This is a genomic window from Nonomuraea sp. ATR24 (assembly GCF_041950485.1).
Taxonomy (GTDB): Bacteria; Actinomycetota; Actinomycetes; order Streptosporangiales; family Streptosporangiaceae; genus Nonomuraea; species Nonomuraea ceibae.
Genome location: NZ_JBGNUU010000010.1, coordinates 292,336 through 312,754, shown reverse-complemented (window position 1 = coordinate 312,754; position 20,419 = coordinate 292,336). Strand labels below are relative to the sequence as shown.

General features: G+C 72.9%; 22 protein-coding genes. 14 read left to right on the top strand and 8 right to left on the bottom strand.

Annotation, left to right across the window (positions count from 1 at the left end; translation table 11 throughout):
• Nucleotides 1–425: 425 nt before the first annotated feature.
• The 3 genes from ACBI99_RS25300 to ACBI99_RS25290 are packed head-to-tail and all read left to right on the top strand — an operon-like array spanning nucleotide 426 to nucleotide 2,893.
• Nucleotides 426–1,499, top strand: coding sequence for a hypothetical protein (locus ACBI99_RS25300; RefSeq protein WP_375073644.1), 1,074 nt, complete (start codon nucleotides 426–428; stop codon nucleotides 1,497–1,499).
• A 9-nt stretch (nucleotides 1,500–1,508) separates the two neighbouring features.
• Nucleotides 1,509–2,084, top strand: coding sequence for a TetR/AcrR family transcriptional regulator (locus ACBI99_RS25295; RefSeq protein WP_219508482.1), 576 nt, complete (start codon nucleotides 1,509–1,511; stop codon nucleotides 2,082–2,084).
• A gap of 50 nt (nucleotides 2,085–2,134) precedes the next feature.
• Nucleotides 2,135–2,893, top strand: coding sequence for an SDR family NAD(P)-dependent oxidoreductase (locus ACBI99_RS25290; protein WP_375073643.1), 759 nt, complete (start codon nucleotides 2,135–2,137; stop codon nucleotides 2,891–2,893).
• Between the two features lie 43 nt (nucleotides 2,894–2,936).
• On the opposite strand, the gene ACBI99_RS25285 is transcribed toward ACBI99_RS25290, so the two are convergent.
• The gene (locus ACBI99_RS25285) at nucleotides 2,937–3,611 is read right to left on the bottom strand and encodes a GAP family protein (RefSeq protein ID WP_375073642.1); all 675 of its coding nucleotides are present in this window, start codon (nucleotides 3,609–3,611) and stop codon (nucleotides 2,937–2,939) included.
• A gap of 202 nt (nucleotides 3,612–3,813) precedes the next feature.
• Here ACBI99_RS25285 and ACBI99_RS25280 point away from each other — a divergent pair, with 202 nt between their 5' ends.
• The 4 genes from ACBI99_RS25280 to ACBI99_RS25265 all read left to right on the top strand — a co-directional run bounded on the left by ACBI99_RS25280 (nucleotide 3,814) and on the right by ACBI99_RS25265 (nucleotide 7,167).
• Nucleotides 3,814–4,263, top strand: coding sequence for a hypothetical protein (locus ACBI99_RS25280; protein ID WP_219508485.1), 450 nt, complete (start codon nucleotides 3,814–3,816; stop codon nucleotides 4,261–4,263).
• Nucleotides 4,253–5,605: a sensor histidine kinase gene (locus tag ACBI99_RS25275; protein WP_375073641.1), complete on the top strand. Its 1,353-nt coding sequence runs from the start codon at nucleotides 4,253–4,255 to the stop codon at nucleotides 5,603–5,605. Before ACBI99_RS25280 ends, ACBI99_RS25275 begins: the two co-directional genes overlap by 11 nt.
• The gene (locus ACBI99_RS25270) at nucleotides 5,602–6,261 is read left to right on the top strand and encodes a response regulator transcription factor (RefSeq protein WP_357583278.1); all 660 of its coding nucleotides are present in this window, start codon (nucleotides 5,602–5,604) and stop codon (nucleotides 6,259–6,261) included. Before ACBI99_RS25275 ends, ACBI99_RS25270 begins: the two co-directional genes overlap by 4 nt.
• A 72-nt stretch (nucleotides 6,262–6,333) precedes the next feature.
• Complete coding sequence (locus ACBI99_RS25265) at nucleotides 6,334–7,167, top strand: SAM-dependent methyltransferase (protein ID WP_357583280.1); 834 nt, start codon at nucleotides 6,334–6,336, stop codon at nucleotides 7,165–7,167.
• Nucleotides 7,168–7,173: 6 nt separating this feature from the next.
• Here the strand turns inward: ACBI99_RS25265 and ACBI99_RS25260 are convergent, their stop codons facing one another.
• Complete coding sequence (locus ACBI99_RS25260) at nucleotides 7,174–7,737, bottom strand: hemerythrin domain-containing protein (protein WP_219508489.1); 564 nt, start codon at nucleotides 7,735–7,737, stop codon at nucleotides 7,174–7,176.
• 132 nt (nucleotides 7,738–7,869) lie between these two features.
• Between ACBI99_RS25260 and ACBI99_RS25255 the strand changes: the two genes are divergently transcribed.
• Nucleotides 7,870–9,072, top strand: a complete 1,203-nt coding sequence (locus tag ACBI99_RS25255; RefSeq protein ID WP_357583282.1) for a hypothetical protein — start codon at nucleotides 7,870–7,872, stop codon at nucleotides 9,070–9,072.
• Nucleotides 9,073–9,107: 35 nt separating this feature from the next.
• The gene (locus tag ACBI99_RS25250; RefSeq protein ID WP_219508491.1) at nucleotides 9,108–9,557 is read left to right on the top strand and encodes a hemerythrin domain-containing protein; all 450 of its coding nucleotides are present in this window, start codon (nucleotides 9,108–9,110) and stop codon (nucleotides 9,555–9,557) included.
• On the opposite strand, the gene ACBI99_RS25245 is transcribed toward ACBI99_RS25250, so the two are convergent.
• Both ACBI99_RS25245 and ACBI99_RS25240 read right to left on the bottom strand, forming a co-directional pair.
• Complete coding sequence (locus tag ACBI99_RS25245; RefSeq protein ID WP_375073640.1) at nucleotides 9,551–10,207, bottom strand: response regulator; 657 nt, start codon at nucleotides 10,205–10,207, stop codon at nucleotides 9,551–9,553. The genes ACBI99_RS25250 and ACBI99_RS25245 overlap by 7 nt on opposite strands.
• Nucleotides 10,204–11,412, bottom strand: a complete 1,209-nt coding sequence (locus tag ACBI99_RS25240; protein WP_375073639.1) for a sensor histidine kinase — start codon at nucleotides 11,410–11,412, stop codon at nucleotides 10,204–10,206. The genes ACBI99_RS25245 and ACBI99_RS25240 overlap by 4 nt, the downstream gene beginning before the upstream one ends.
• 102 nt (nucleotides 11,413–11,514) lie before the next feature.
• On the opposite strand from ACBI99_RS25240, the gene ACBI99_RS25235 reads away from it, so the two are divergent.
• Entirely contained in the window at nucleotides 11,515–12,150 is a 636-nt protein-coding gene (locus ACBI99_RS25235) for a hypothetical protein (RefSeq protein WP_375073638.1), read from the top strand.
• Here the strand turns inward: ACBI99_RS25235 and ACBI99_RS25230 are convergent.
• From ACBI99_RS25230 to ACBI99_RS25220, 3 genes are read right to left on the bottom strand one after another with little or no spacing between them, the layout of a single operon-like run.
• Nucleotides 12,147–13,097: an NAD-dependent epimerase/dehydratase family protein gene (locus tag ACBI99_RS25230; protein WP_375073637.1), complete on the bottom strand. Its 951-nt coding sequence runs from the start codon at nucleotides 13,095–13,097 to the stop codon at nucleotides 12,147–12,149. The two genes, ACBI99_RS25235 and ACBI99_RS25230, sit on opposite strands and share 4 nt — an antisense overlap.
• A gap of 10 nt (nucleotides 13,098–13,107) precedes the next feature.
• Complete coding sequence (locus tag ACBI99_RS25225) at nucleotides 13,108–13,764, bottom strand: response regulator transcription factor (protein WP_364171465.1); 657 nt, start codon at nucleotides 13,762–13,764, stop codon at nucleotides 13,108–13,110.
• A gap of 14 nt (nucleotides 13,765–13,778) precedes the next feature.
• Nucleotides 13,779–14,975, bottom strand: coding sequence for a histidine kinase (locus ACBI99_RS25220; protein WP_375073636.1), 1,197 nt, complete (start codon nucleotides 14,973–14,975; stop codon nucleotides 13,779–13,781).
• A gap of 149 nt (nucleotides 14,976–15,124) precedes the next feature.
• Between ACBI99_RS25220 and ACBI99_RS25215 the strand changes: the two genes are divergently transcribed.
• From ACBI99_RS25215 to ACBI99_RS25200, 4 genes are all read left to right on the top strand, one after another.
• Entirely contained in the window at nucleotides 15,125–15,595 is a 471-nt protein-coding gene (locus ACBI99_RS25215; RefSeq protein ID WP_375073635.1) for a hypothetical protein, read from the top strand.
• A 36-nt stretch (nucleotides 15,596–15,631) separates the two neighbouring features.
• Nucleotides 15,632–17,167, top strand: a complete 1,536-nt coding sequence (locus ACBI99_RS25210) for a PucR family transcriptional regulator (RefSeq protein WP_375073634.1) — start codon at nucleotides 15,632–15,634, stop codon at nucleotides 17,165–17,167.
• Nucleotides 17,168–17,288: 121 nt separating this feature from the next.
• Nucleotides 17,289–18,539, top strand: coding sequence for an FAD-binding oxidoreductase (locus ACBI99_RS25205; RefSeq protein WP_219508498.1), 1,251 nt, complete (start codon nucleotides 17,289–17,291; stop codon nucleotides 18,537–18,539).
• Between the two features lie 70 nt (nucleotides 18,540–18,609).
• Nucleotides 18,610–19,302 carry a sulfotransferase family protein gene (locus ACBI99_RS25200; RefSeq protein WP_375073633.1) on the top strand — a complete coding sequence of 231 codons (693 nt, stop codon included), beginning with the start codon at nucleotides 18,610–18,612 and terminating at the stop codon, nucleotides 19,300–19,302.
• On the opposite strand, the gene ACBI99_RS25195 is transcribed toward ACBI99_RS25200, so the two are convergent.
• Nucleotides 19,299–20,348 (bottom strand): aldo/keto reductase, encoded by a 1,050-nt coding sequence (locus ACBI99_RS25195; protein WP_375073632.1) that lies wholly within the window; start codon nucleotides 20,346–20,348, stop codon nucleotides 19,299–19,301. The genes ACBI99_RS25200 and ACBI99_RS25195 overlap by 4 nt on opposite strands.
• Nucleotides 20,349–20,419: the final 71 nt, after the last annotated feature.

Genomic DNA, 20,419 nt, shown 5'->3' with positions numbered 1-20,419 from the left:
CCCCCCACCCCCCTTCAACGGACCCCACACAGCCCACCCCTCCAGCAGGCCAGACCCACCCGGCCAGCTCCCCCGCCCCTCCGGTGGGCCAGGCGCACCCGGGCAGCTCCCCTACCCCTCCGGCGGGGCAGGCGCAGCCGGACAGTTCCACCGCGTCTTCGGCGGGGGTCGCAGGTTCCGCTGCCCCTCCGGCGGGGCAGGCGCAGCCGGACAGTTCCCCCACCCCTCCGGCGGGAGGCGCGCGGCCCGCCGCGCCCGCCGCTCCTGGGGTGGAGCCCGAGCAGGCCGCCGCTTCCGGGATCCCTTCGGTGGGGCAGGAGCAGCCTGCCGTCTCCGTCGTGCCTTGGGACCAACGGTTGGGGGAGGGTGGGTCGTTGGCGCGGTGGGCGTTGGGGGCGGCTGAGGCTGTTGGGGATGCGGTGCTGGTGAGCGGGGCGATGGACGGGGTGGTGCTGGAGGCGGCCGGGGAGGGGCGGCTACGGGAGGCGTACGGGACGGCCAGGGAGCGGCTCGTGCTGCGGGCGGCGATGGACCCGTACGATCCGCGTTCGGGCATCGAGATCGTCGACTCCCTGCACACGGCCTCGGTCTACGCCGTGGCCGTGGGCGACCTGCCTGGGGCGTTGGAGATCGCGGGGGAGGCGATGCGGGATGACGTCACCGGCGGTCATCCGGCGTTGGCGAGGAGCCGGCTCATCGCGCCGCTGGTGTTGACCGGGGCGTTCCGGGAGGCGCTGGCCCTGGGCGTGGAGATGTGGGAGAGCCAGGCGCGGATGGCGACGCCGCCGGGCCGGTGGATGGCTCCGGCGTTGGCGTGGATGGGGCTGGCCTGCGATCTGCTGGGGGACTCGGCGGGGGCGCGGGGGTGGCGTGGCCGGGCGGAGGCGGTCGGCGGGACGAGGCTGGTGGCGTTGTTCGCGTTCATCGACGCGCGTACGGCCACGGATCGGATCGCCGACGGCGAGGGCGCTGATCGGGTGGGTGGGGCGCTGGCTGAGGTGGATCTCGGCGGGCGGGCCGGGGGGATGTTCGCCGGGTACGCCGTGGCGGCGCGGGCGGAGCTGGCCGTGGTGGCGGGCCGGGCGGACGCGGCGGAGTGGCTGGCGGCCGCGGAGCCGGTGGGGCGGGAGAACGCCTGGGCGGCGGCCTGCCTCGCGCGGGCCGAGGGCCGGCTGGCGGCCCGCTCGGCCGGAGCGGCCGGATCGGGCGGAGCGGCCGGATCGGGCGGAGCGGCCGGATCGGGCGGAGCGAGCGGTCAGGGCGGGTCCGGCGGGTCCGGCGGCCAAGGCGGATCCGGTGGTCAGGGTGCGCCCGGTGCGCCCGGTGGGTCTGGGGCGGGGTTGGAGGCGTTGGAGCGGGCGGTGGCTGGTTGGGAGGGTGTCGGGGCGCGGTACGAGCGGGCGCGGACGCTGCTTCTGATGCCGGGCCGGGAGGCCGAGGGCAGGGACGAGCTGGCCGCAATGGGCGTTATGTTGACCGATCGTTCTCGAAAGGCGTAGGGTCAGGGCATGGCGAGGGCGAAGGAGTTCGATCCGGAGGTCGCGTTGCGGCGCGCGCAGGAGCTGTTCTGGGAGCGCGGCTACGAGGCGACGTCGATGGCGGATCTGGTCGAGCACCTGGGTGTCGCGCGGGCGAGCATCTACGCCACGTTCGGCGGCAAGCACGAGCTCTACCTCAAGGCCCTGGGCCGCTATCTGCGGACGCAGGACCCGAACATCACCGACGCCCTGTCGCAGCCCGGCCCGGTGCTGCCGGCGCTGCGGGAGCTGATCTGGTCGTACGCGGAGGACTCGGCCGAGGGGCACCTGGGCTGCATGGTGGTCAACACGGCTGTGGAGCTGGCGGCGCGCGATCCGGAGGCGGGGCGGTTCGTGGAGTCGAGCTGGCGGCATCTGGAGTCGACGCTGACGTCGGCGCTGGTGCGGGCCAGGGCGCAGGGCGAGCTGCCGGCCGACCGGGACCCGCAGGCGCTGGCCAGGCTGCTGCTGGTGCTTCTGCAGGGGATGCGGGTGCTGGGCCGCACCGAGGGCAACGGTGACCGGTTGCGTGACGCGGCCCGCCAGGCTCTGGTCCTGCTCGGGTGATGAACCCATGCCTTCTTTAAAAACCGATCATTCTGATAGGAATTTATATTATGACGCGATTCGACGGCAAGATCGTTCTCATCACCGGCGGCGCCGGGGCCATCGCCGGAGTCACGGCGCGGGCGTTCGCGGCGGAGGGCGCCACGGTGGTGCTCGCCGGGCGTGACGCGGCCAGGCTGACCGAGGCGGCCAAGCGCGTCCAGGCCGAGGGCGGCCGGGCCGACTGGGTGACCGCCGACGTGACCAGCGCCGACGACGCCGCCCGCATGGTCGCCACCACCGTCGAGCGCCACGGCGGCCTGGACGTGGCCTTCAACAACGCGGGCGTGCTCGGTGCGGTGGGCCCGCTCGCCGACGTGGACCCCGCCGCGTGGTCGTCGCTCATGGACGCCAACGTGACCGGCGTGTTCCTGTCGATGAAGGCCGAGATCGCGCACATGCGGGCGCACGGCGGCGGCGCGATCGTCAACATGGCCTCCAACATCGGCGCCCACCGCAGGCTGCCCGGCCTGGGCGCGTACGCCGTGTCGAAGGCCGCCGTGAGCGCGCTCAGCCGGGCCGCCGCGCTGGACCACGCCTCCGACGGCGTTCGGGTCAACGCGATCAGCCCCGGTCCGATCGACACCCCGATGAGCATGCGGCCGGGCGAGACCGCCGAGGACCGCGACGCCCGGATGGCCGCGCAGCTCCCGATCGGCCGGGTCGGCCGGACGGAGGAGATCGCCGCGGCGGTGCTGTGGCTGGCCGCGCCCGAGTCGGCCTTCGTGCTGGGCCACGACCTGGTCGCCGACGGCGGCGCGAGCGCCTGACCAGGAGAAGGACGGACGGCGGCGCGAGCGCCTGACCGGACGGCTAGGAGAAGAACAGCGGAACGGCGGCGTCCCTGGCCAGCAGGAAGCCGGCGATGGCCAGGGTCCAGCTCACCATCGAGGCCGAGTGCTTGGCCAGCCACGCCCGCAGCCGCTCCAGCTTCGGCTCCAGCCACTCCCCGGCCGCCGTGCGCAGGGCGAGCAGCACCAGCGTCGGCACGATCATGACCAGCACGTACGCGCCGAGCAGCGGCACCCACACGCCCGGCGGCAGCTCGGCGGTGGTCATGATCCCGACGGCGGCGAGGTAGGGCAGCATGGTGGCCACCTCCAGCAGCCCGGCGGTCAGCGCCAGCATCACCATCGTGCGCGGCCCGCCGGCCCGGGGCTCGAAGCGGCGCTCCGGCTTGCCGAGCTTGGCCCGGCGTTTCGGGTCGAACCGGAAGCTCAGCGCGAACAGCCCCACCCCGAGCGCGAACTGCACCCAGCGGGCCGCCTGGCTCTCCAGCGCCTGCCCGAAGTTGTCCACAACTGTGGACAGGCCGAGCATGAGCCCGACGCCCACCAGGAAGTAGAAGCCGACCACGGTCACCAGGTAGATCAGCAGCCGTGACGTCCGCGTGGTCAGCAGCAGGTAGACCGGGATGCCCAGGGTGCCGAAGCTGGTGCTGTCGACCAGTGCCAGCGCGGCCAGGGTGAGCATCAGTCCGATCGTCATCCCCCGATCCTCCCGCCTGGCGCGACCGGCCACATCCTGCGCCCGACCGACCCGGGCGTACATCCTTCGGCCGACCCGCGACGTACGGCGAAGCGGGACGGATACGTACAGACGCGTAGGCGAAAGGGGTCGCGAGACCGATGTCACGGGCCCCGCCCCGGACCTAGCCTCGAAGCCTCCTACCAGGAAGGATCCGGTTGAGATGAGTGCCAAGGGTCTGGGGCTTCCGCTGGTCGCCGTCGTCGGGCTGGCCGCGCTCGGCGTGCCCCGGGTGGTCGCGCACGACCTGCGGCTGGTCGGCCCGTCCGTCAACGCGCTGCTGGTGTTCGTGCCGATCGCCGTCTGGCTGGCGGTCGTGCTGTGGAAACGCGTGCCCAACGCGTTCATGACGCTGCTGGCGATCGGCGCAGCCTATGGTGTGCTGCTGGGACTCACCCACCAGGTGCTGTGGGCCGAGTCGTTCGGCGGTGATCCGCCCTCGCTCGGCGGCAACCTGGCTGGTGCGCTGTCACCGGCGGTCGAGGGGCTGCTGCTGCGGGCGTTCGCGTTCGGCAGCAGCCTGATGACCGGGCTGGCGGTCGGGGCCGCGGTGGGCGCGGTCGGCTGGGTGCTGTCGCGGCTGGTGCCGGGGCTGCGGCCGGGTGACGACTAGGGCGGAGGAGGCGGTGACGATCCGGGGCGAGCGACGGCAGCAGGCGGCCGACCTGGGGCTGGCCATGGTGGTGCTGGTCGTGGTCGGCACCGCGATCAGCGCCAACGTGGGCTCGGCGGGGGCGGAGCCGCCCGTGGCCGCCTACGGGTTCGGGCTGCTGCTGAGCGGGCTGATGTTCGTGCGCCGTCGCTGGCCGGTGGCGACGCTCGTCGTCACGGCCGCCGCCCTGCTGGTCTACTACCTGCTGTCATATCCGCCCGTCGGGCTGGCCGTGCCGGTGGCGGCGGCCCTCTATTCGGCGGCCGAGCAGGGCAAGCTCCGGTGGGCCGTCGGCACGGCCGTCGCGCTGCTGGTCATCTCCACGACCGCGCGCACCGCCCACGGCGACGACCCCGCCTATCTGTACGGGTTCGAGCTCGCCACGTCGGTGGGCCTGATGGCCGCGGTGATCGCGCTGGGCGACACCGTGCGGTCACGGCGCGGCTGGCGGGCGGAGCTCGACAAGCAGGCGCGTGCGGCGCGGGCCGAACGCGAGCGGGAGGCCGCCCGCCGGGTCGGCGAGGAGCGGCTGCGGATCGCCCGCGATCTGCACGACCTGCTGGGCCACACGATTTCCGTCATCTCGCTGCACACCGACGTGGCCCGCGAGGCGCTGCGCGACGACCCCGACGCCGCCGAACGCTCGCTGGCGGTGGTCCGCGACTCCTGCGGCGACGTGGTCGCCGAGCTGCGCGCCTCGCTGCGGGCACTGCGCGAGCCGCCGCTCGCCGACCAGGGCCGGCTGGCTCCGATGCGGGGGCTCGCCGACCAGGGCCGGCTGGCTCCGATGCGGGGGCTCGCCGACCAGGGCCGGCTGGCTCCGGTGCCGGGGCTCGACCGGCTGGACGAGCTGGCGCGGCCGGCGCGCGAAGCCGGGCTGGAGGTCGGGGTGAGCGTGCGCGGCACGCCGGTGCCGCTGCCCGCCGTCGCCGACGCGACCGCCTACCGCGTGGTCCAGGAGGCGCTGGTCAACGTGCTCAAGCACGCCGAGGCCCACCGGGTGGAGATCGAGCTCGCGTACGGGGAGGAGGCCCTGGTCGTCCGGGTGACCGACGACGGCAAGGGGGGACCCGGCGAGGGCGAGGGTGGATTCGACGACGACAAGGGCGGCCCCGGCGAGGGCAAGGGGGGATTCGACGACGGCAAAGGGGCGCCAGGCGAGGGCGAAGGGCTGGACGGCGGGTGGGGGATCATGGGGATGCGCGAGCGGGTGGGGCTGCTGGGCGGCACCCTGCGGGTGAGCTCGCGGCCGTCGGAGGGGTTCGAGGTGGAGGCGCGCGTGCCGTACGGGGACCGGACGTGATCCGCGTCGTCCTGGTCGACGACCAGCACCTGGTGCGCGAGGGGCTGCGTGCCCTGCTCGACCGGGCGGGCGACATCACCGTGGTCGGTCACGCCAGCACCGGGCCCGAGGGCGTCGCGGTGACCGTCCGGGAGAAGCCGGACGTGGTGCTCATGGACATCCGCATGCCCGGCGGCGACGGGCTGGAGGCGACCAGGCGCATCATCGCCGACCCTGAGCTGCGCCGGGTCCAGGTGATCGTGCTGACCACGTTCGACACCGACGAGAACGTGCTCGACGCCGTGCGCGCGGGCGCGGCCGGGTTCCTGCTGAAGGACAGCACGCCGGAGCAGTTGCGCGAGGCGGTGCGGGTGGTCGCGGCGGGTGAGGCGCTGCTGTCGCCGGGCGTGACCCGGAGGGTGATGCGCGCGGCGGCGGCCGGCAGCCCGCCCCTGGAGACCGGCCGCCTCGACGCGCTCACCGAGCGGGAGCGCGAGGTGCTGGCCGAGGTGGGCCGGGGCCGCTCCAACGACGACATCGCCCGGGTGCTGTCGATGAGCCCGGCCACCGCCCGGACGCACGTCAGCCGCCTGCTGGGCAAGCTCGCGGCCCGCGACCGGTCGCAGCTCGTGGTGATCGCGTACGAGACCGGGCTGGTCGTGCCCGGCCGGGATTAGCCCGTCGAGGCGGGCCGGGCGAAAGGTTATGATCACGCACATCGCCCCCTGGACCTCCGAAGGAGCCCGCCAGTGCCCGAGAACGAGCAGGAGCGCGCACCACAAGGGATCGACATCACCAGGCCCAGCGTCTCCCGCGTCTACGATTTCATGCTCGGCGGCAAGGACAACTACGAGATCGACCGCCACGTGGCGCAACTGGCGCTGAAGGTCGCGCCCGACGCCCCCGAGGCGGCCCGGTCCAACCGGCAGTTCCTGCGGCGCACGGTCCGCCATCTGGCGGGCGAGGCCGGCATCCGCCAGTTTCTCGACATCGGCTCCGGGCTGCCGACCCAGGGCAACGTGCACGAGGTCGCCCAGGCGATCACGCCGGGCGCCCGCGTCGTCTACGTGGACCACGACCCGATCGTGCTCGTGCACGGCCGGGCGCTGCTGGCCGTGGACGCCAGCACGACCGTGATCGAGGCCGACATCCGTGAGCCCGAGGCCATCCTGGCGCACCCCGACGTCCGGGGGCTGATCGACTTCACCCGGCCGGTGGGGCTGCTGCTGTTCGGCATCCTGCACCATCTGGCCGACGACGAGGACCCGGGCGGCATCGTCGCCCGGCTGATGGCGGCCCTGGCGCCGGGCAGCCATCTCGCGATCTCCCACTTCCACAATCCGGGCCGGGCCCACCCCGAGGTGGCGGAGCAGGCGCGCTCGGCCGAGAAGATCTTCAACGAGACGCTCGGCACCGGCCGGTGGCGCACCAGGGAGGAGATCCTCGCCTACTTCGACGGCCTCGAACTGCTGGAGCCCGGCCTGGTCCCGCTGCCGGAATGGCGGCCCGACAGGCGGGACGAACAGGCCGAGCTCGGCATCACGTACCACACCTTCGTCGGCGCGGTGGCGCGCAAGCCGTGACCGCGGTCAGGGGCGCTTGCCCATCGCCTGGCGGATGACGTCGCGCGCCCGGTCCATCATCGCGACCGGCGTGCCCATGAGCAGGTTCTTGGTCGCCGACTCGGTGCCAGGGTGCGGGTGCGTCGGCGCCATCGCCTCGGCGGCCCGGAGCCCGGCGCCCAGCGCGCGCCGCTCGGCCTCGCTGGTGCGGGCGCGGAACTCGGCGAACTCGTAGCGCTCCTCGCTGCGCGCGTGCGCCTCGACGGCGGCGCGCAGCACCAGCAGGTTCTCCATGAAGTCGGGCGCGTCCGGCCCGGCCTTGTCCATCTGCTGGAGGAGCTTCTTGGCCTGGTTCTCCTCGGCCAGGCGATCGTCGACGATGCCGTCACCGCCGTCGATCTTGCGGCGGGCGTACGGGTGGACGATCTCCTCCTCGGCCGTCTCGTGCACGGCCAGCAGCCGCACCAGGCGCGTGAACGCCTCGCCACGCTGCCCGGCGGGAGCCTGCTCGACCTCGTCGAACAGGTTTCTGATCATCCCGTGCTGGGCCAGCAGCAGTTCGATGACGTCGGTCTCGGTATCGGTCGCCATGGGTGGATCTCCTCTCGAATACGGCGGCTGCCTACCCTCGGACGCGCTGGTCACGCCTCACCTTGCCAACCGCAGGCCGTCCCCAGGCTTGGCGAGGAGATTGTCCGAAGTGCCCTCGGGTAGGTCGCGCCCATGACCTTCGACCCACTCCAAGAGCGGGGCATCCCGCTCGACAAGCAGCTACGCAACTGGCGCGAGCTGAACGTCATGCCCATCGACCCCGACCACGCCGACCCGTACACCCGGTGCCGGATCATCGCGATGAACGGGATCGAGGTGGAGGCGATCCTGTTCAGCCACCAGCTCGCCCGGCACTGCCCCGACCTGGAGCTCAAGCAGCAGCTCGCCCGGGTCCGCTACATCGAGGCGCAGCAGCAGAAGGCGGTCAACTGGCTGCTGCCGGGCGTCTCCTCGGTGCTGGAGACCACGCTCGCCTACGAGCAGGTGGCCGTCGACCTGACGGCCTGGGTGGCCCGCATGGAGCCCGACCCGTATCTGAAGCAGGCCTACCAGTTCGGCGTCCTGGAGGACTTCGACCACCTCTACCGGTACGCCAACCTGTACGAGATGATCGAGCACCGCAAGGCGGAGAAGATCGTCGACGACCTCACCGAGGTGATGCCGGGCCGCCCGACGTACCTGCACCACCGCGACCCGGTCGACAACGTACGCGAGCCGTACGACAAGAGCAGCGCCGAGCCGATCTCCAAGCTGCACGCGCTGACCATCATGGCCGCCGAGCAGCAGACCATGAACTTCTACATGAACGTCGGCCCCACCTACATGGAGCCGATCGCCCGCCAGCTCTACCAGGAGATCGGGCTCATCGAGGAGGAGCACGTCACCCACTACGAGTCGCTGGTCGACCCGGGCGAGAGCTGGTGGGAGATGCTGCTCAACCACGAGTACAACGAGTGCTACCTCTACCACTCGTTCATGGAGACCGAGTCCGACCCCAAGGTGAAGGCCATCTGGGAGCTGCACCTGAACATGGAGCTGGAGCACCTGCGGCTGGCCGCCGAGCTGTTCAAGAAGCACGACGGCCGCGACCCCGAGCAGGTGGTGGCCCCGGCGCTGCCGACGCCGGTCACGTTCGAGCCGAACAAGGCGTACCTGCGCGAGCTGATCGCCACGCAGATCGACTACACGACGCTGGGCACCGGCTACGTGCAGGAGGCTCACGAGCGGTTCGAGAAGATGCAGGACGCGATCATGGGCGGTGAGAAGCCGCCGTCGGAGCGGGTCATCGAGGAGAACCGCAGCAAGTCGGGCGAGGAGTACCGGCTGGAGACCGAGGGCCCGCACCCGGTGGAAAGCCTGCGCCTGGGCCGCTGAGGTTGGGCGGCCGGGGCCGGGGTAGTCCGGTTGCCATGGCTGCCGACGTCATCACCCTCATCACCGCTGATCACCGGCGGGTGGAAGCACTGCTCGACCGGCTCAAGGCGGAGCGGGGCGAGCGCCGGGACACCGTGGCCGAGCTGCACGTCCTTCTCACCGCGCACGCTCGCGCCGAGGAGGATCGGGTCTATCCCGGCATCGACGCCCATCACGGGCTGGAAGCACACAAGGAGGCCGAGGTCCTGCTCGACGCGCTGCGGCGCGCCGAGGCGGGCTCGGCCGGGTTCGTGGAGACGCTGGAGCTGCTGGCCGAGTCGATCGTCCCGCACATGCGGGAGGAGGAGACGACGATGCTGCCACTGCTGGCCAGGACGGCGGGCGACAAGCGGTTGAAACGTATCGGCGCCGCGTTCGCCGAGCGCAGGCAGCAGCTCCTGCGCGCCCTGGCGGCGGCCAAGCCCCTGGAACAGGCCGGTCAGTAGCCCCGGGTCACCCAAACGGCGAGCTGGGTGCGGTCGCGCAGGGAGAGTTTGCGCAGGCAGCTGGAGATGTGGTTCCTGGCCGTGCCTTCCGAGATGTCCAGCCGCCGGGCGATCTCCCGGTTGGTCGCGCCGAGTCCGACCAGCCGGGCCACCTCCAGCTCGCGCCCGGTGAGCGGCCCGGTGAGTGGCCCGGTGAGTGGCGCCGCGGTGGGCGGCTCGTCCTGACGGAGCGCGGCGACCAGCCGCGCGGCCGCGGGCCCGCCGAGCACGGTCTCCCCGGCGGCGGCCCGCCGCACGGCGCCGACGAGTTCGTCAGGCGGCGTGTCCTTGAGCAGGTAGCCGCGGGCGCCGGCGCGCAGCCCGCCGAAGATGTACGCGTCGTCGTCGAACGTGGTCAGCATGATCGCCGCGATGTCGGGGAAATCCGTGCGCAGCCGCCCCACCAGCTCGACCCCGTCCATCGCGGGCATCCGGGCGTCGACGAGCGCGACGTGCGGACGCTCGTCCGCGGCCGTCCCGGCGAGCAGTTCGAGGGCGTCGAGGCCGTTGCGGGCCGCTCCGGCGACGGCGATGCCGGGCTCGATCTCCAGCAGCTTGCGCAGCCCTTCGCGCATGAGGATCTGGTCGTCGACCAGCAGGACGCGGATCACGCGGGCACCGTCGCGGTCAGCGCGAATCCGTCGCCGGGCCGGTTGTCGATCTGCAGGACGCCGCCGATCCCGGCCAGCCGCTCCTCCAGCCCGCGCAGGCCGAAGCCCTCCGCCACGCGCTCCGGGTCGGCGCCGTCGCCGTCGTCCGCGATCGTCACCGTGATCTCCTGGGGCGCGCAGCCGAGCGCGACCTCGACGCGGCGGGCCCGCGCGTGCCGCAGCACGTTCGTCAGCCCCTCCTGCAGTATCCGGTAGCAGACCAGCTCGTGCCCCTCGGCCACGGCGGGCCACTCGCCGTCCACGGTGAACGCCACCTCCAGGTCGGCCGACCGGAACGAGGCGGCCAGCAGCTCCATCGCGGCCGCGCCGGTGCGGCCCTCCATGCGCAGCGGCTTGAGCGCGCGGACCCATCGGCGGGTGTCGTTCAGCGCGTCGAGGGTCAGCTCCTGCGCCTGGCGCACCTCGTCCCACGCCGAGGCGGGCCGGGCGGTGCGGAACCTCAGGGCGTTGGCCAAGCTCATGTTGATCACCGTGAGGTGGTGGCCGACGCTGTCGTGCATGTCGCGGGCCATCCTGGCGCGCTCGTCGGCGACGGCCAGGTCACGCGACTGCTCGGCGTGGCGGCGCAGCGCGGTGTGCGCCTCCTCCAGCTCCACCAGCAGGCGCCGGGTCCGTACGGCCTGCCGGTGCGCCTCCAGCAACGCCATCATGACCAGGACGATCACCAGGCAGAGGAACATCGCGAGCAGCCCGTTGACCACGGCCATGAACAGCGTCTGCGCCGGGTTGACCAGGCCGGCCCCGAAGTGCAGCAGCCCGGTCAGGACCGGGTAGAGCGCCGCGCCGCGCATGCCGAACACGACGAGCGCGTTGCCCACGGCCAGGCACGAGATGAGCAGCGTGGTGATGCTGCCCGCGGACATCATGAGCAGGCTCGCGCCCAGGAACAGCACGGTGACGGCCTTGCGCCCGGCAGGCGCCGAGGCCCGCCACGGCAGGAAGAACCACAGCACGCACGCGGCGAGCAGGGCGGCGGCGCCGATCCAGAACAGCGCCGAGATCAGCGGCTGTGCCGCCAGGCCGGGCCGGATGTCGGGGTGCAGGGTCGCCAGGTAGACGAGCGCGCTGAGCAGCGCGGCGCCCCAGAAGGTGATCTCCAGCGCCACCGGGGCCCGGTCGCCGTCGAACTCCGTCCAGCCCCGCATGCTCGCAGCATACGGCGGGCCGCGCGGGGCGGGCAGATGACATCCGGCACATGACAAAAAGCGGATGTTCCGCCCGTAGGCCGCGAACCTACGGTCGGTGCCATGAACTTCCCCAGGACAGGAGCCGTCATCGCCACGCTCTCCTTGGCCGCCATGCTGGCCGTGAGCTGGGCGCTGTGGGACGCGTTGCCGGAGCTGATCACGACCCGGGAGGCCACGCCCGACCGGGCCGGGGTCCGGGTGCCGCGACTGCTGGCCGCCGGGGCGCTCCCGGCCGCGCTGGTGCTCGTCGTGGCAGCCCTGGGCGCGGGCGTCGTGGTGGGGCGGCGGGCCCCGGCGGTCCTGAACACGCTGTTCACGCTCACGCCGTCGCGGGCCGCGCTGAGCGTGGTGCTCGGCACGCTGCCGCCGTTCCTGCTGGTCCTCCACACGGGACTGCTCGTCTGGACCGCCGGGTACGCGATCCCGGTCGAGCAGATCATGGCCGCCTCCCTCGGCCTGCTGCTGGTCGCGCTGGGCCGGGCGCTGCCGAGGGTCACCCCGGACCTGCCGGAGGCGCCGGCCCGCGAGTGGAAGCGGGCGCAACGGCCGGGCGGGCTGGCGACGACGCTGGTCGGCGTCGCGTGCGCGGCGGCGGCCTGGATCCTGCCGCCGCTGCCGGTCGCGGTCGCGGCCGTGCTCCTGGTGGCCGTGGTCCACCTGGTGATGGGCCTGGTCACGGTGGCCCGGCTGCGTTAGGCGGGCGCGTGGATGATCCCGTCGCGGATCAGCCGGTCGACGGCCTCGGCGACCGCCTCCAGCGGCGTGTAGCGGGGGCGGAAGCCGAGCAGGCGTTCGGCCTTGGCCATCGAGCAGTGCGGGCTGTGCGCGATGTGGTCGTAGGTGATCTCGGCGTCCGACTCCGGCACGGTCTCCCGCCACCGCTCCCACGGCAGGAACGCCAGCCGCGCCTCCCGCCCGAACCAGCCGGCCACCGCCTCGGCGTAGCCGCGCAGCGTGAGCGCGGAGGCGGCCACGCAGTGGAAGCTCTCCCCGACGGCGGCCGAGCGGGCGGCCAGCGCGGCCATGAACTGCCGGGCCACGTCGTCGGCGTGCACGTGCTGGACGGTCTCCAGCCCCAGGTTGGGCAGCGTCAGCACGTCGCCGTCGGCCAGCGTCTGGAACGCGGCGGGATCGACGTTGCCCGCCGGGGTGACCGGCACCCAGCCGGGCCCGGTGATGTGCCCGGGGTGCAGCACGGTGACCGGCAGCCCGCTCTCGTGCAGCAGGTAGGACTCGACGGCCGCCTTCTTGATCCCGTAGTCGCCGAACGGCCGCCGGGGGCGGTCCTCCGTCGTCGGCACCTGCTCGCTGGGGCCGTGCACCCAGATCGTGCCGCAGTGCAGGAAGTGCCGCACCCGCCCGGCCAGGGCCTCGGCGAGCTGCCGGGCGCTGGACTCCTCGAAGCAGATCAGGTCGATGACGGCGTCGCCGCCCAGGCCGGCGATCCGCGCGCCGAACGTCCCGGCCGCCTCCTCCGCCTCCCGGTCGGCGACCACCGTGGTGACCTTCCGCCAGGCGCCGTGCGGGGTGTAGGGGCCGCGCCGGCCGCGGCTGACGGCCACCACGTCGTGTCCCGCCTCGACGAGCCGGGGGATCAGGTAGGTGCCGATGTGCCCGCTGGCGCCGATCACCACAGTGCGCATGGGGACCAGCCTAGATGCGCGGCTCGCCGGCCGCCTGGAGGTAGGTGAGCACCGCCAGGACCCGCCGGTTGCCGTCCTCGGCCTGGAGTCCGAGCTTGGCGAAGATGTTGCCGATGTGCTTGACCACCGCGCCCTCGGTGACGTGCAGCCCGGCGGCGATGTGGCTGTTGCTCTCCCCGGCGGCCATGCGGCCCAGCACCTCGCGCTCGCGCTCGCTCAGCGTGTCGATGGCGCGCGGGCGGTTGGCGGCCATCAGGTGGCCGATGACCTTGGGGTCGATGACGATCCCGCCGCCCGCGATGACGTCGAGCGAGTGCATGAAGTCGGTCACGCGCCCCACGCGGTCCTTCAGCAGGTAGCCGACGCCGCCCCGGGGCTCGGCGATGAGCTTGGCCGCGTAGGCGTCGCCGAGATACTGCGACAGCACCAGGACGCCGATGCCCGGATGGGCGGCGCGGATCTCCAGGGCGGCGCGCAGCCCGTCGTCGAGGTTGCGCGGCGGCATCCGCACGTCGGTGATCACCACGTCGGGGCGGTGCTCGGCGACGGCCCGCAGCAGCTCGTCGGCGTCCTCGACGGCGCTGACGACCTCGTGGCCGAAGCGCTGGAGCAGGGCGACCAGCCCTTCCCGCATCAGGGCCGCGTCCTCGGCGATCACCACACGCATGATCCCATTGTCGCTCATCGGGGACGGGGGATGTCGGCGACGACTCTCGTGGGGCCGCCGGGCGGGCTGTCCACGACGAGGTCGCCGGAGAGCATCGCGGCCCGCTCGTACATGCCGACGATCCCGGTCCCGCGTGCCGAGCTGGCGCCGCCGAGGCCGTCGTCGGTGACGGTCAGCACGATGCGGTCGCCGGGAGCGGCCAGCGTGACGTGGATCCGGTCGGGCATGGCGTGCTTGACGGCGTTGGCGACGGCCTCGCTGGCGATGTAGTAGAGCGACGACTCGACCGGCAGCGGGAGCCGCCCGACGCCGTCGGCCTCGACCGTGGCGGGCACCGGCATGCGGTGCCCGAGCTCGCGCAGCGCGGCCCCGAGCCCGTCGTCGATCAGCGTGCGGGGGCGCAGCCCGTGCACGACGTCGCGCAGGGTGTCGAGGGCCAGCTCGTTCTCGCGCCTGACGGCCTCCAGCGACTCCAGCGCGGCGTCCTGCTTCGGCCCGGCGGGGATGGACTCGCGCAGCTCCAGTTCGAGCATGCCGAGGCGCATCGCGGCGGTGGCCAGGTGCTGCTGGGTGCCGTCGTGCAGGTCGCGCTCGATGCGCTGCCGCTCGCCCTCGAACCGCTCCAGCTCGGCGATGTTGGCCCTGGCCAGCGACGTCACCTGCGACTGGAGCTCGTCCATCCGGGGGGAGAGCAGCATCGTGGCCAGGAAGCTCTGCCCGCAGGCGAGCAGGGTCGAGACGTACGGCAGCGCCACGGTGGCGAGGAGGCTGGCGGCGAGCGCGAGCGTGAGCTCCAGCGGCTCGGGCCGTGTCTGCCATTCGATCGCGGTGAACACGACGAGCGCCACGACCACCCAGAGCACCGACAGGGCGGCCGCCACGGCGAGGAACACGACGGACAGCAGCCCGGTCGCGAGCTGCACCACCGCGAAGGCCACCTCCCGCCAGAACATCGGCTGCTGGAGCCTGGCGAGCCCGCCCGGGCCCGACGGCCGGGGGATGGCCTCGAACCCGGCCAGCCGCACCATCCGGCGTTCGATCCTGGCCACGTACGCGGCCCAGAACGGGAACAGCAGCGGCAGGCTCACGGCCACGACCCCCGGCGCCCACAGCAGGGCGTGGACGAGGGTGTAGACCAGGCCACGCCACGGCCAGCGCGACGTCAGGAACCTGAAGGGGGAGCCGCGGAGAGCGGACCAGGCGTTGGACATGTCGTGCAGCCTATGGAGAACGGACATCTCCGGTCAGTGAGGGCACGAGGAGCCTTCAGGTGGACTTTCCCCTACCCCAAAACCCCACAAAGAGGATCATCCATATGCAAACATGATCTCGCTTCGTTCCCGATGAAAGGACGTACCACGTGCGTAAGAAGGCCCTCGCCCTGGCAGCCATGCTCGGCGCCGGCACGGTCCTCCTGCACCCGGCGCCGGCGATGGCCGCCGCCTACACCCCCGAGGCCGCGTGCGCCGAGCAGTCCGGACGGGGCGGCTGGACGCATGTGAGCGACAACAGGCGTGCGGTGAAGCACCGCGGCTCGACGTGGGGTCACGTCTACCTGATGTGGAACCGCGCCAGCCAGCAGAACTGCGTCGCCATGATCAAGACCAGGTACGCCGGCAAGTCCACCTACACCCAGGCGATCCTCAAGGTGCAGGGCGGCGGCGCGTACCGTGACCCGGGCACGCTGACGGCCAGGACGTACAAGTACTACGCCGCCGCCATCGGCTACGGCAAGGGCCAGTGCGTCGACTTCGAGGGCAGGACGACCAACGGCACGCGGAACTACGCCACCGCCGTCGGAAAGCGCGGCAGGCTCGCCAACTGCGGCTGACCTCCGCCGCGGGCATCCTGCGTGTACGCTGCGCGGATGCTGAAGCTGGACCGGTTGGTGAACGTGCTGGGAGGCTACGGCGCGCGGCTGCGGCTGGCGCCCGCCTCCCGGGGCGTCGAGCTGCGCAGCGTCGTCGTCCACGATCCGGCCGACGACCGGCCGGCCGTCGGTGACGTGTACCTGGCGGTGGGCGTGGAGTCGACCGCCGAGGCGATCCTGCTGGCCCGCGCCGCCAGAGCCGTCGTGGTGCTGGTCCGCGAGGGCGTCCCGGGCGACGACGAGGCGCTGACCGGCGCCCGCGACGCCGGGATGGCCGTGCTCGCCGTCGACCCCGAGGTGTCCTGGAGCCAGCTCCTCGGCGTGGTGTACGGCCTGGTCCTGGAGGGACGCGAGACCGAGGCGGGCCGCGGCCCGACCGACCTGTTCGCCTTCGCCGACACGCTGGCCGGCGAGCTGGGCAACCCGGTGACGATCGAGGACCAGATGTCGCGGGTGCTGGCCTACTCGGGCTCCCAGCAGAGCTCCGACCCGGTCCGGCTGGAGACGATCCTGGGCCGCCGGGTGCCCGACTCGATGCGGCGGCTGCTGGCGCGCAAAGGGGTCTTCCGTCACCTGGCGACCTCCGACGAGCCGGTGTTCGTGGCGCCGTCGCCGGAGCACGGGCTGCGCGGCCGGATGGTGGTGGCCGTGCGGGCCGGGCGCGAGCTGCTGGGGTCGATCTGGGTGGAGTGCGAGCGTCCGCTGGAGGGTGCGCCGCTGACCGTGCTGGCCGACGGCGCCCGGGCCGTCGCGCTGCACCTGCTGCGCTCGCGGGTGAGCGCCGACCTGGAGCGGCAGGTGGAGTCCGACCTGGTCATCCAGTTGCTGGAGGGCACCGCCGACGCCCCCGCGCTGATCAGCCGGCTGGGGCTGCCCGGTGGCCAGTTCCGGGTGATCGCGTTGCAGGCGCACGTCGGCGACGAGGCGCACGCCGCGATCCTGATGGCGTTCGAGCGGGCCACGACCGGGTTCGGCTGGTCGCGGCCGGGGCGCAGCGCGCTGTTCGGCAACACGCTCTACACGGTGCTGCCCAGCGGCGGCGAGCCGACGCCCGCCCGCGACTGGGTGGCCGCGATCGCGCACGTGCTGCCGCGCCGGGTCACGCTGATGGCCGGGGTCGGCGGCCCGGCCGTGCCCGCGCAGCTGCCCGCCAGCAGGCAGGAGGCGGACGAGAGCCTGGCCCTGCGCGCCGCCCGGCCCGACGGCGACCTGGCCGTGGTCTACGACGAGTCGTGGGACGCGATCCTGCTCCAGCGGCTGCGCGCGGCGGCGTCGGCGGGCCGCACCCCGGCGCGCGGTCCCGTTGCCGAGCTGACCAGGCACGACGCCGAGCACGGCACCCGCTACATCGAGACGCTGCGCGCCTGGCTGGAGGCGCAGGGCGATCTGGCCGTGGCCGCCACCCGGCTCGGCGTGCACCCGAACACCGTCCGCTACCGGTTCAGGAAGATGACCGCGATCACCGATCTGGGCCTCGACCAGCCGGAGAAGCGACTGGCGATGATCATCGCGTTGGCCGCCGCGTCGCCCTAGCCGGGCCGCGTTGTCCTGGCCGGACAAACGACGGCCCCCCGGTTGTCGCACGCAGATGAACCGTTCTCGCGTCCTACGGGCGATCCTGCAGGTGTAACGCGACAGAGCGGAGAGGGTGGCAATGCGTATCGACGGCGGGCCGCGAACGGCAGTGGTGATCGGCGCCGGTGTGGTGGGCCTGTCCACCGCCTGGTTCCTGCAGGAGCGCGGCGTCGAGGTGACCGTGGTCGACCGTGACGGGGTCGCCGCCGGTTCCTCCTGGGGCAACGCGGGCTGGCTGTCGCCCGGCCTGGCCATCCCGCTCAACGAGCCCGGCGTGCTCCGCTACGGCCTGCGCTCCCTGCTCGACCGGGACGCGCCGCTGCACGTGCCGACGACGCCCGACGTGGGGCTGTGGGCGTTCCTGACCCGGTTCGCGCTGCACTGCAACTGGAAGGACTGGGGCCGAGCCGTCCGGGCCAACCTCCCGTTCAACGAGGAGTGCCTGGAGGCGTTCGACGTCCTCACCGCCAGCGGCGTCGAGGCCCCCACCGTGGAGGCGCCGATCATGGCCGCCTTCCGCACCCCGAAGCAGGCCGTCTCGCTGCTGCACGAGCTGCGCCGCATCAACGACTCCGGGCTGGAGATCCGCTACGCCGCCTTCGAGGGCGCCGAGCTGCGCAAGCAGGCTCCGCAGCTCTCCGTGCAGGCCGAGGCGGGCATCCGGCTCGACGGGCAGCGTTACGTCGACCCGGGCGCGTTCACCCACGCGCTGGCCGACGCCGTCACCGCGCGCGGCGGCGTCATCCGCGACGGCTTCACCGTGACCGGCGTGGACCAGGAGGGCGGCAAGCAGGTCGTGCGCGCCGCCAACGGCGACAGCGTCAAGGCCGACGCCGTCGTGCTCGCCACCGGCGCCTGGCTGAACCGGCTCGCCAAGGAGTGGGGCGTGCGGACCCAGGTACGCGCCGGGCGCGGCTACTCCTTCACCGTGCCGACGGACGAGCCGGTGCGCGGCCCGATCTACCTGCCCGCCGTGCGCGTCGCCTGCACCCCGTACCAGGGCAAGCTGCGCGTCGCGGGCACGATGGAGTTCCGTGACCCGGACGCCCCGCTCTTCCAGCGCCGCGTGGACGCGATCATCGCCTCCGCCAAGCCGCTGCTGACCGGCGTGCACTGGGAGGAGCGCACCGACACGTGGGTGGGCCCGCGTCCCGTCACCCCCGACGGCATGCCGCTGATCGGCGCCACCCGGGTGCCCGGCATCTACGTCGCGGGCGGCCACGGCATGTGGGGCCTGACCCACGGCCCGGCCACCGGCCGCATGCTCGCCGAGCAGATCACCACGGGCAAGCAGCCCGAGGCGCTGCGGGCGTTTGACCCGACTCGCTGACTTCCTGTCACATTGCGGGCCTCTTGTGTCTCTAATGGGAGTAGGCATTCCCGAGAGCGAGAGGCCCAATATGTTAGAGGTGATCGGCGCGGGGTTCCCGCGCACCGGGACGAGCTCGATGAAGGCCGCGCTGGAGCGGCTGGGGTTCGGGCCCTGCTTCCACATGTTCGACGTCATGACCAAGCCGGGCATCGCCGAGCGCTGGGCGCCGCTGGCCGGCGGCGCCCAGCCCGACTGGGCCCGGGTGTTCGACGGCTACCGCTCCTCCCAGGACTGGCCGGCCTCCCACTTCTACCGCTCCCAGGCCGAGGCGTTCCCCGACGCCAAGGTCGTCCTGACCGTACGCGACCCGCACGCCTGGTACGTGAGCATGGGCACGCTCATGGCCGAGGGCCCCGGCCGCGAGCTGCCGCCCGACCTGCCCGAGGCCGCCGCGGCGGTGTTCGGCAGGATGGACCTGATCACTCCGCTCCTCACCGAGATCGGGCGGGACGTGTTCGGCCTCGACGACTGGACCTTCACCGACGGCATGCCGGAGGAGAAGGTCGCGCTGGCCGCCTTCGAGCGGCACGTGGACAAGGCCAGGGCGAGCCTGCCGGCGGACCGGCTGCTGGTCTTCGACGTGCGCGAGGGCTGGGAGCCGCTGTGCCGCTTCCTCCGCCGTGACGTCCCCGACGAGCCGTTCCCGCACCTCAACGACGCCAAGGCGATGGCCGCCACGCTCGACAGGCTGGTGCGGGAGGGCGTCATCGAGCCGCGCTAGGCGGCCGGCCGGTCGCCGAGCGGGCGGCGGCGCAGAGCCGGGTCCGTGAGCGACGGAGGGCGCCACGCCCCGTCCGGCTGGTACAGGTTCACGCCGGGCGGGACGATCTCGTCGATGCGGTCCAGCGCCGCGTCGTCGAGGACGAGCGAGGCGCCCTTCAGGCTCGCTTCGAGCTGGGCCGGCGTGCGCGGCCCGATGATCACGGACGTGACGGCGGGATGCGCCAGCGGGAACGCCGTGGCCAGCTCCGGCAGCGTGCAGCCGAGGTCGCCGGCCAGCTCGATCAGCCGCTCGACGGCGTCCAGCTTGACCTGGTTCTCCGGGATCGCCGGGTCGAACCGGGCCGGGGTGATGCGGGCCCGGCCGCTGGACAGGTCGATCGGCCCGCCCTTGCGGATCCGGCCCGTCAGGAACCCCGACGCCAGCGGGCTCCACGTCAGCACGCCCATCCCGTACCTCTGGCACGTCGGCAGCACCGACGCCTCCACGCCGCGCGCCAGCAGCGAGTACGGCGGCTGCTCGGTGCGGAAGCGCGGCAGTCCGCGCCGCTCGGCCACGTGGTGCGACTCGGCGATCTGCTCCGCCGGGAACGTCGAGCAGCCGAACGCCCGGATCTTCCCCTCCCGCACCAGGTCGCCGAGCACGCCCAGCGTCTCCTCGACGTCGGTCGTACGGTCCGGCCGGTGCACCTGGTACAGGTCTATCCAGTCGGTGCGCAGCCGCCGCAGGCTGTCCTCGACCGCCATGACGATCCACCGCCGCGAGTTGCCGCCCCGGTTGCGCCCCTCGCCCATCGGGAAGTGCACCTTCGTGGCCAGGACCACCTCGTCGCGCCGCCCGGCCAGCGCCTTGCCGACGATCTCCTCCGACTCGCCCGCCGAGTACATGTCGGCCGTGTCGACGAAGTTGACGCCCGCGTCGAGCGCCGTGTGGATGATCCTGGCGCACTCGTCGTGGTCCTGGTTGGCCACGAAGCCGAACATCATCGTCCCCAGGCAGTGTGTGCTCACCTCGATGCCGGTGCCGCCGAGAGCGCGGTAACGCATGGTCCCTCCAAGAGTCCGGTACGTGGTCCGCACGCTAGGAGTTAGAGTCGGCTCTAGGTCAAACTGGACAC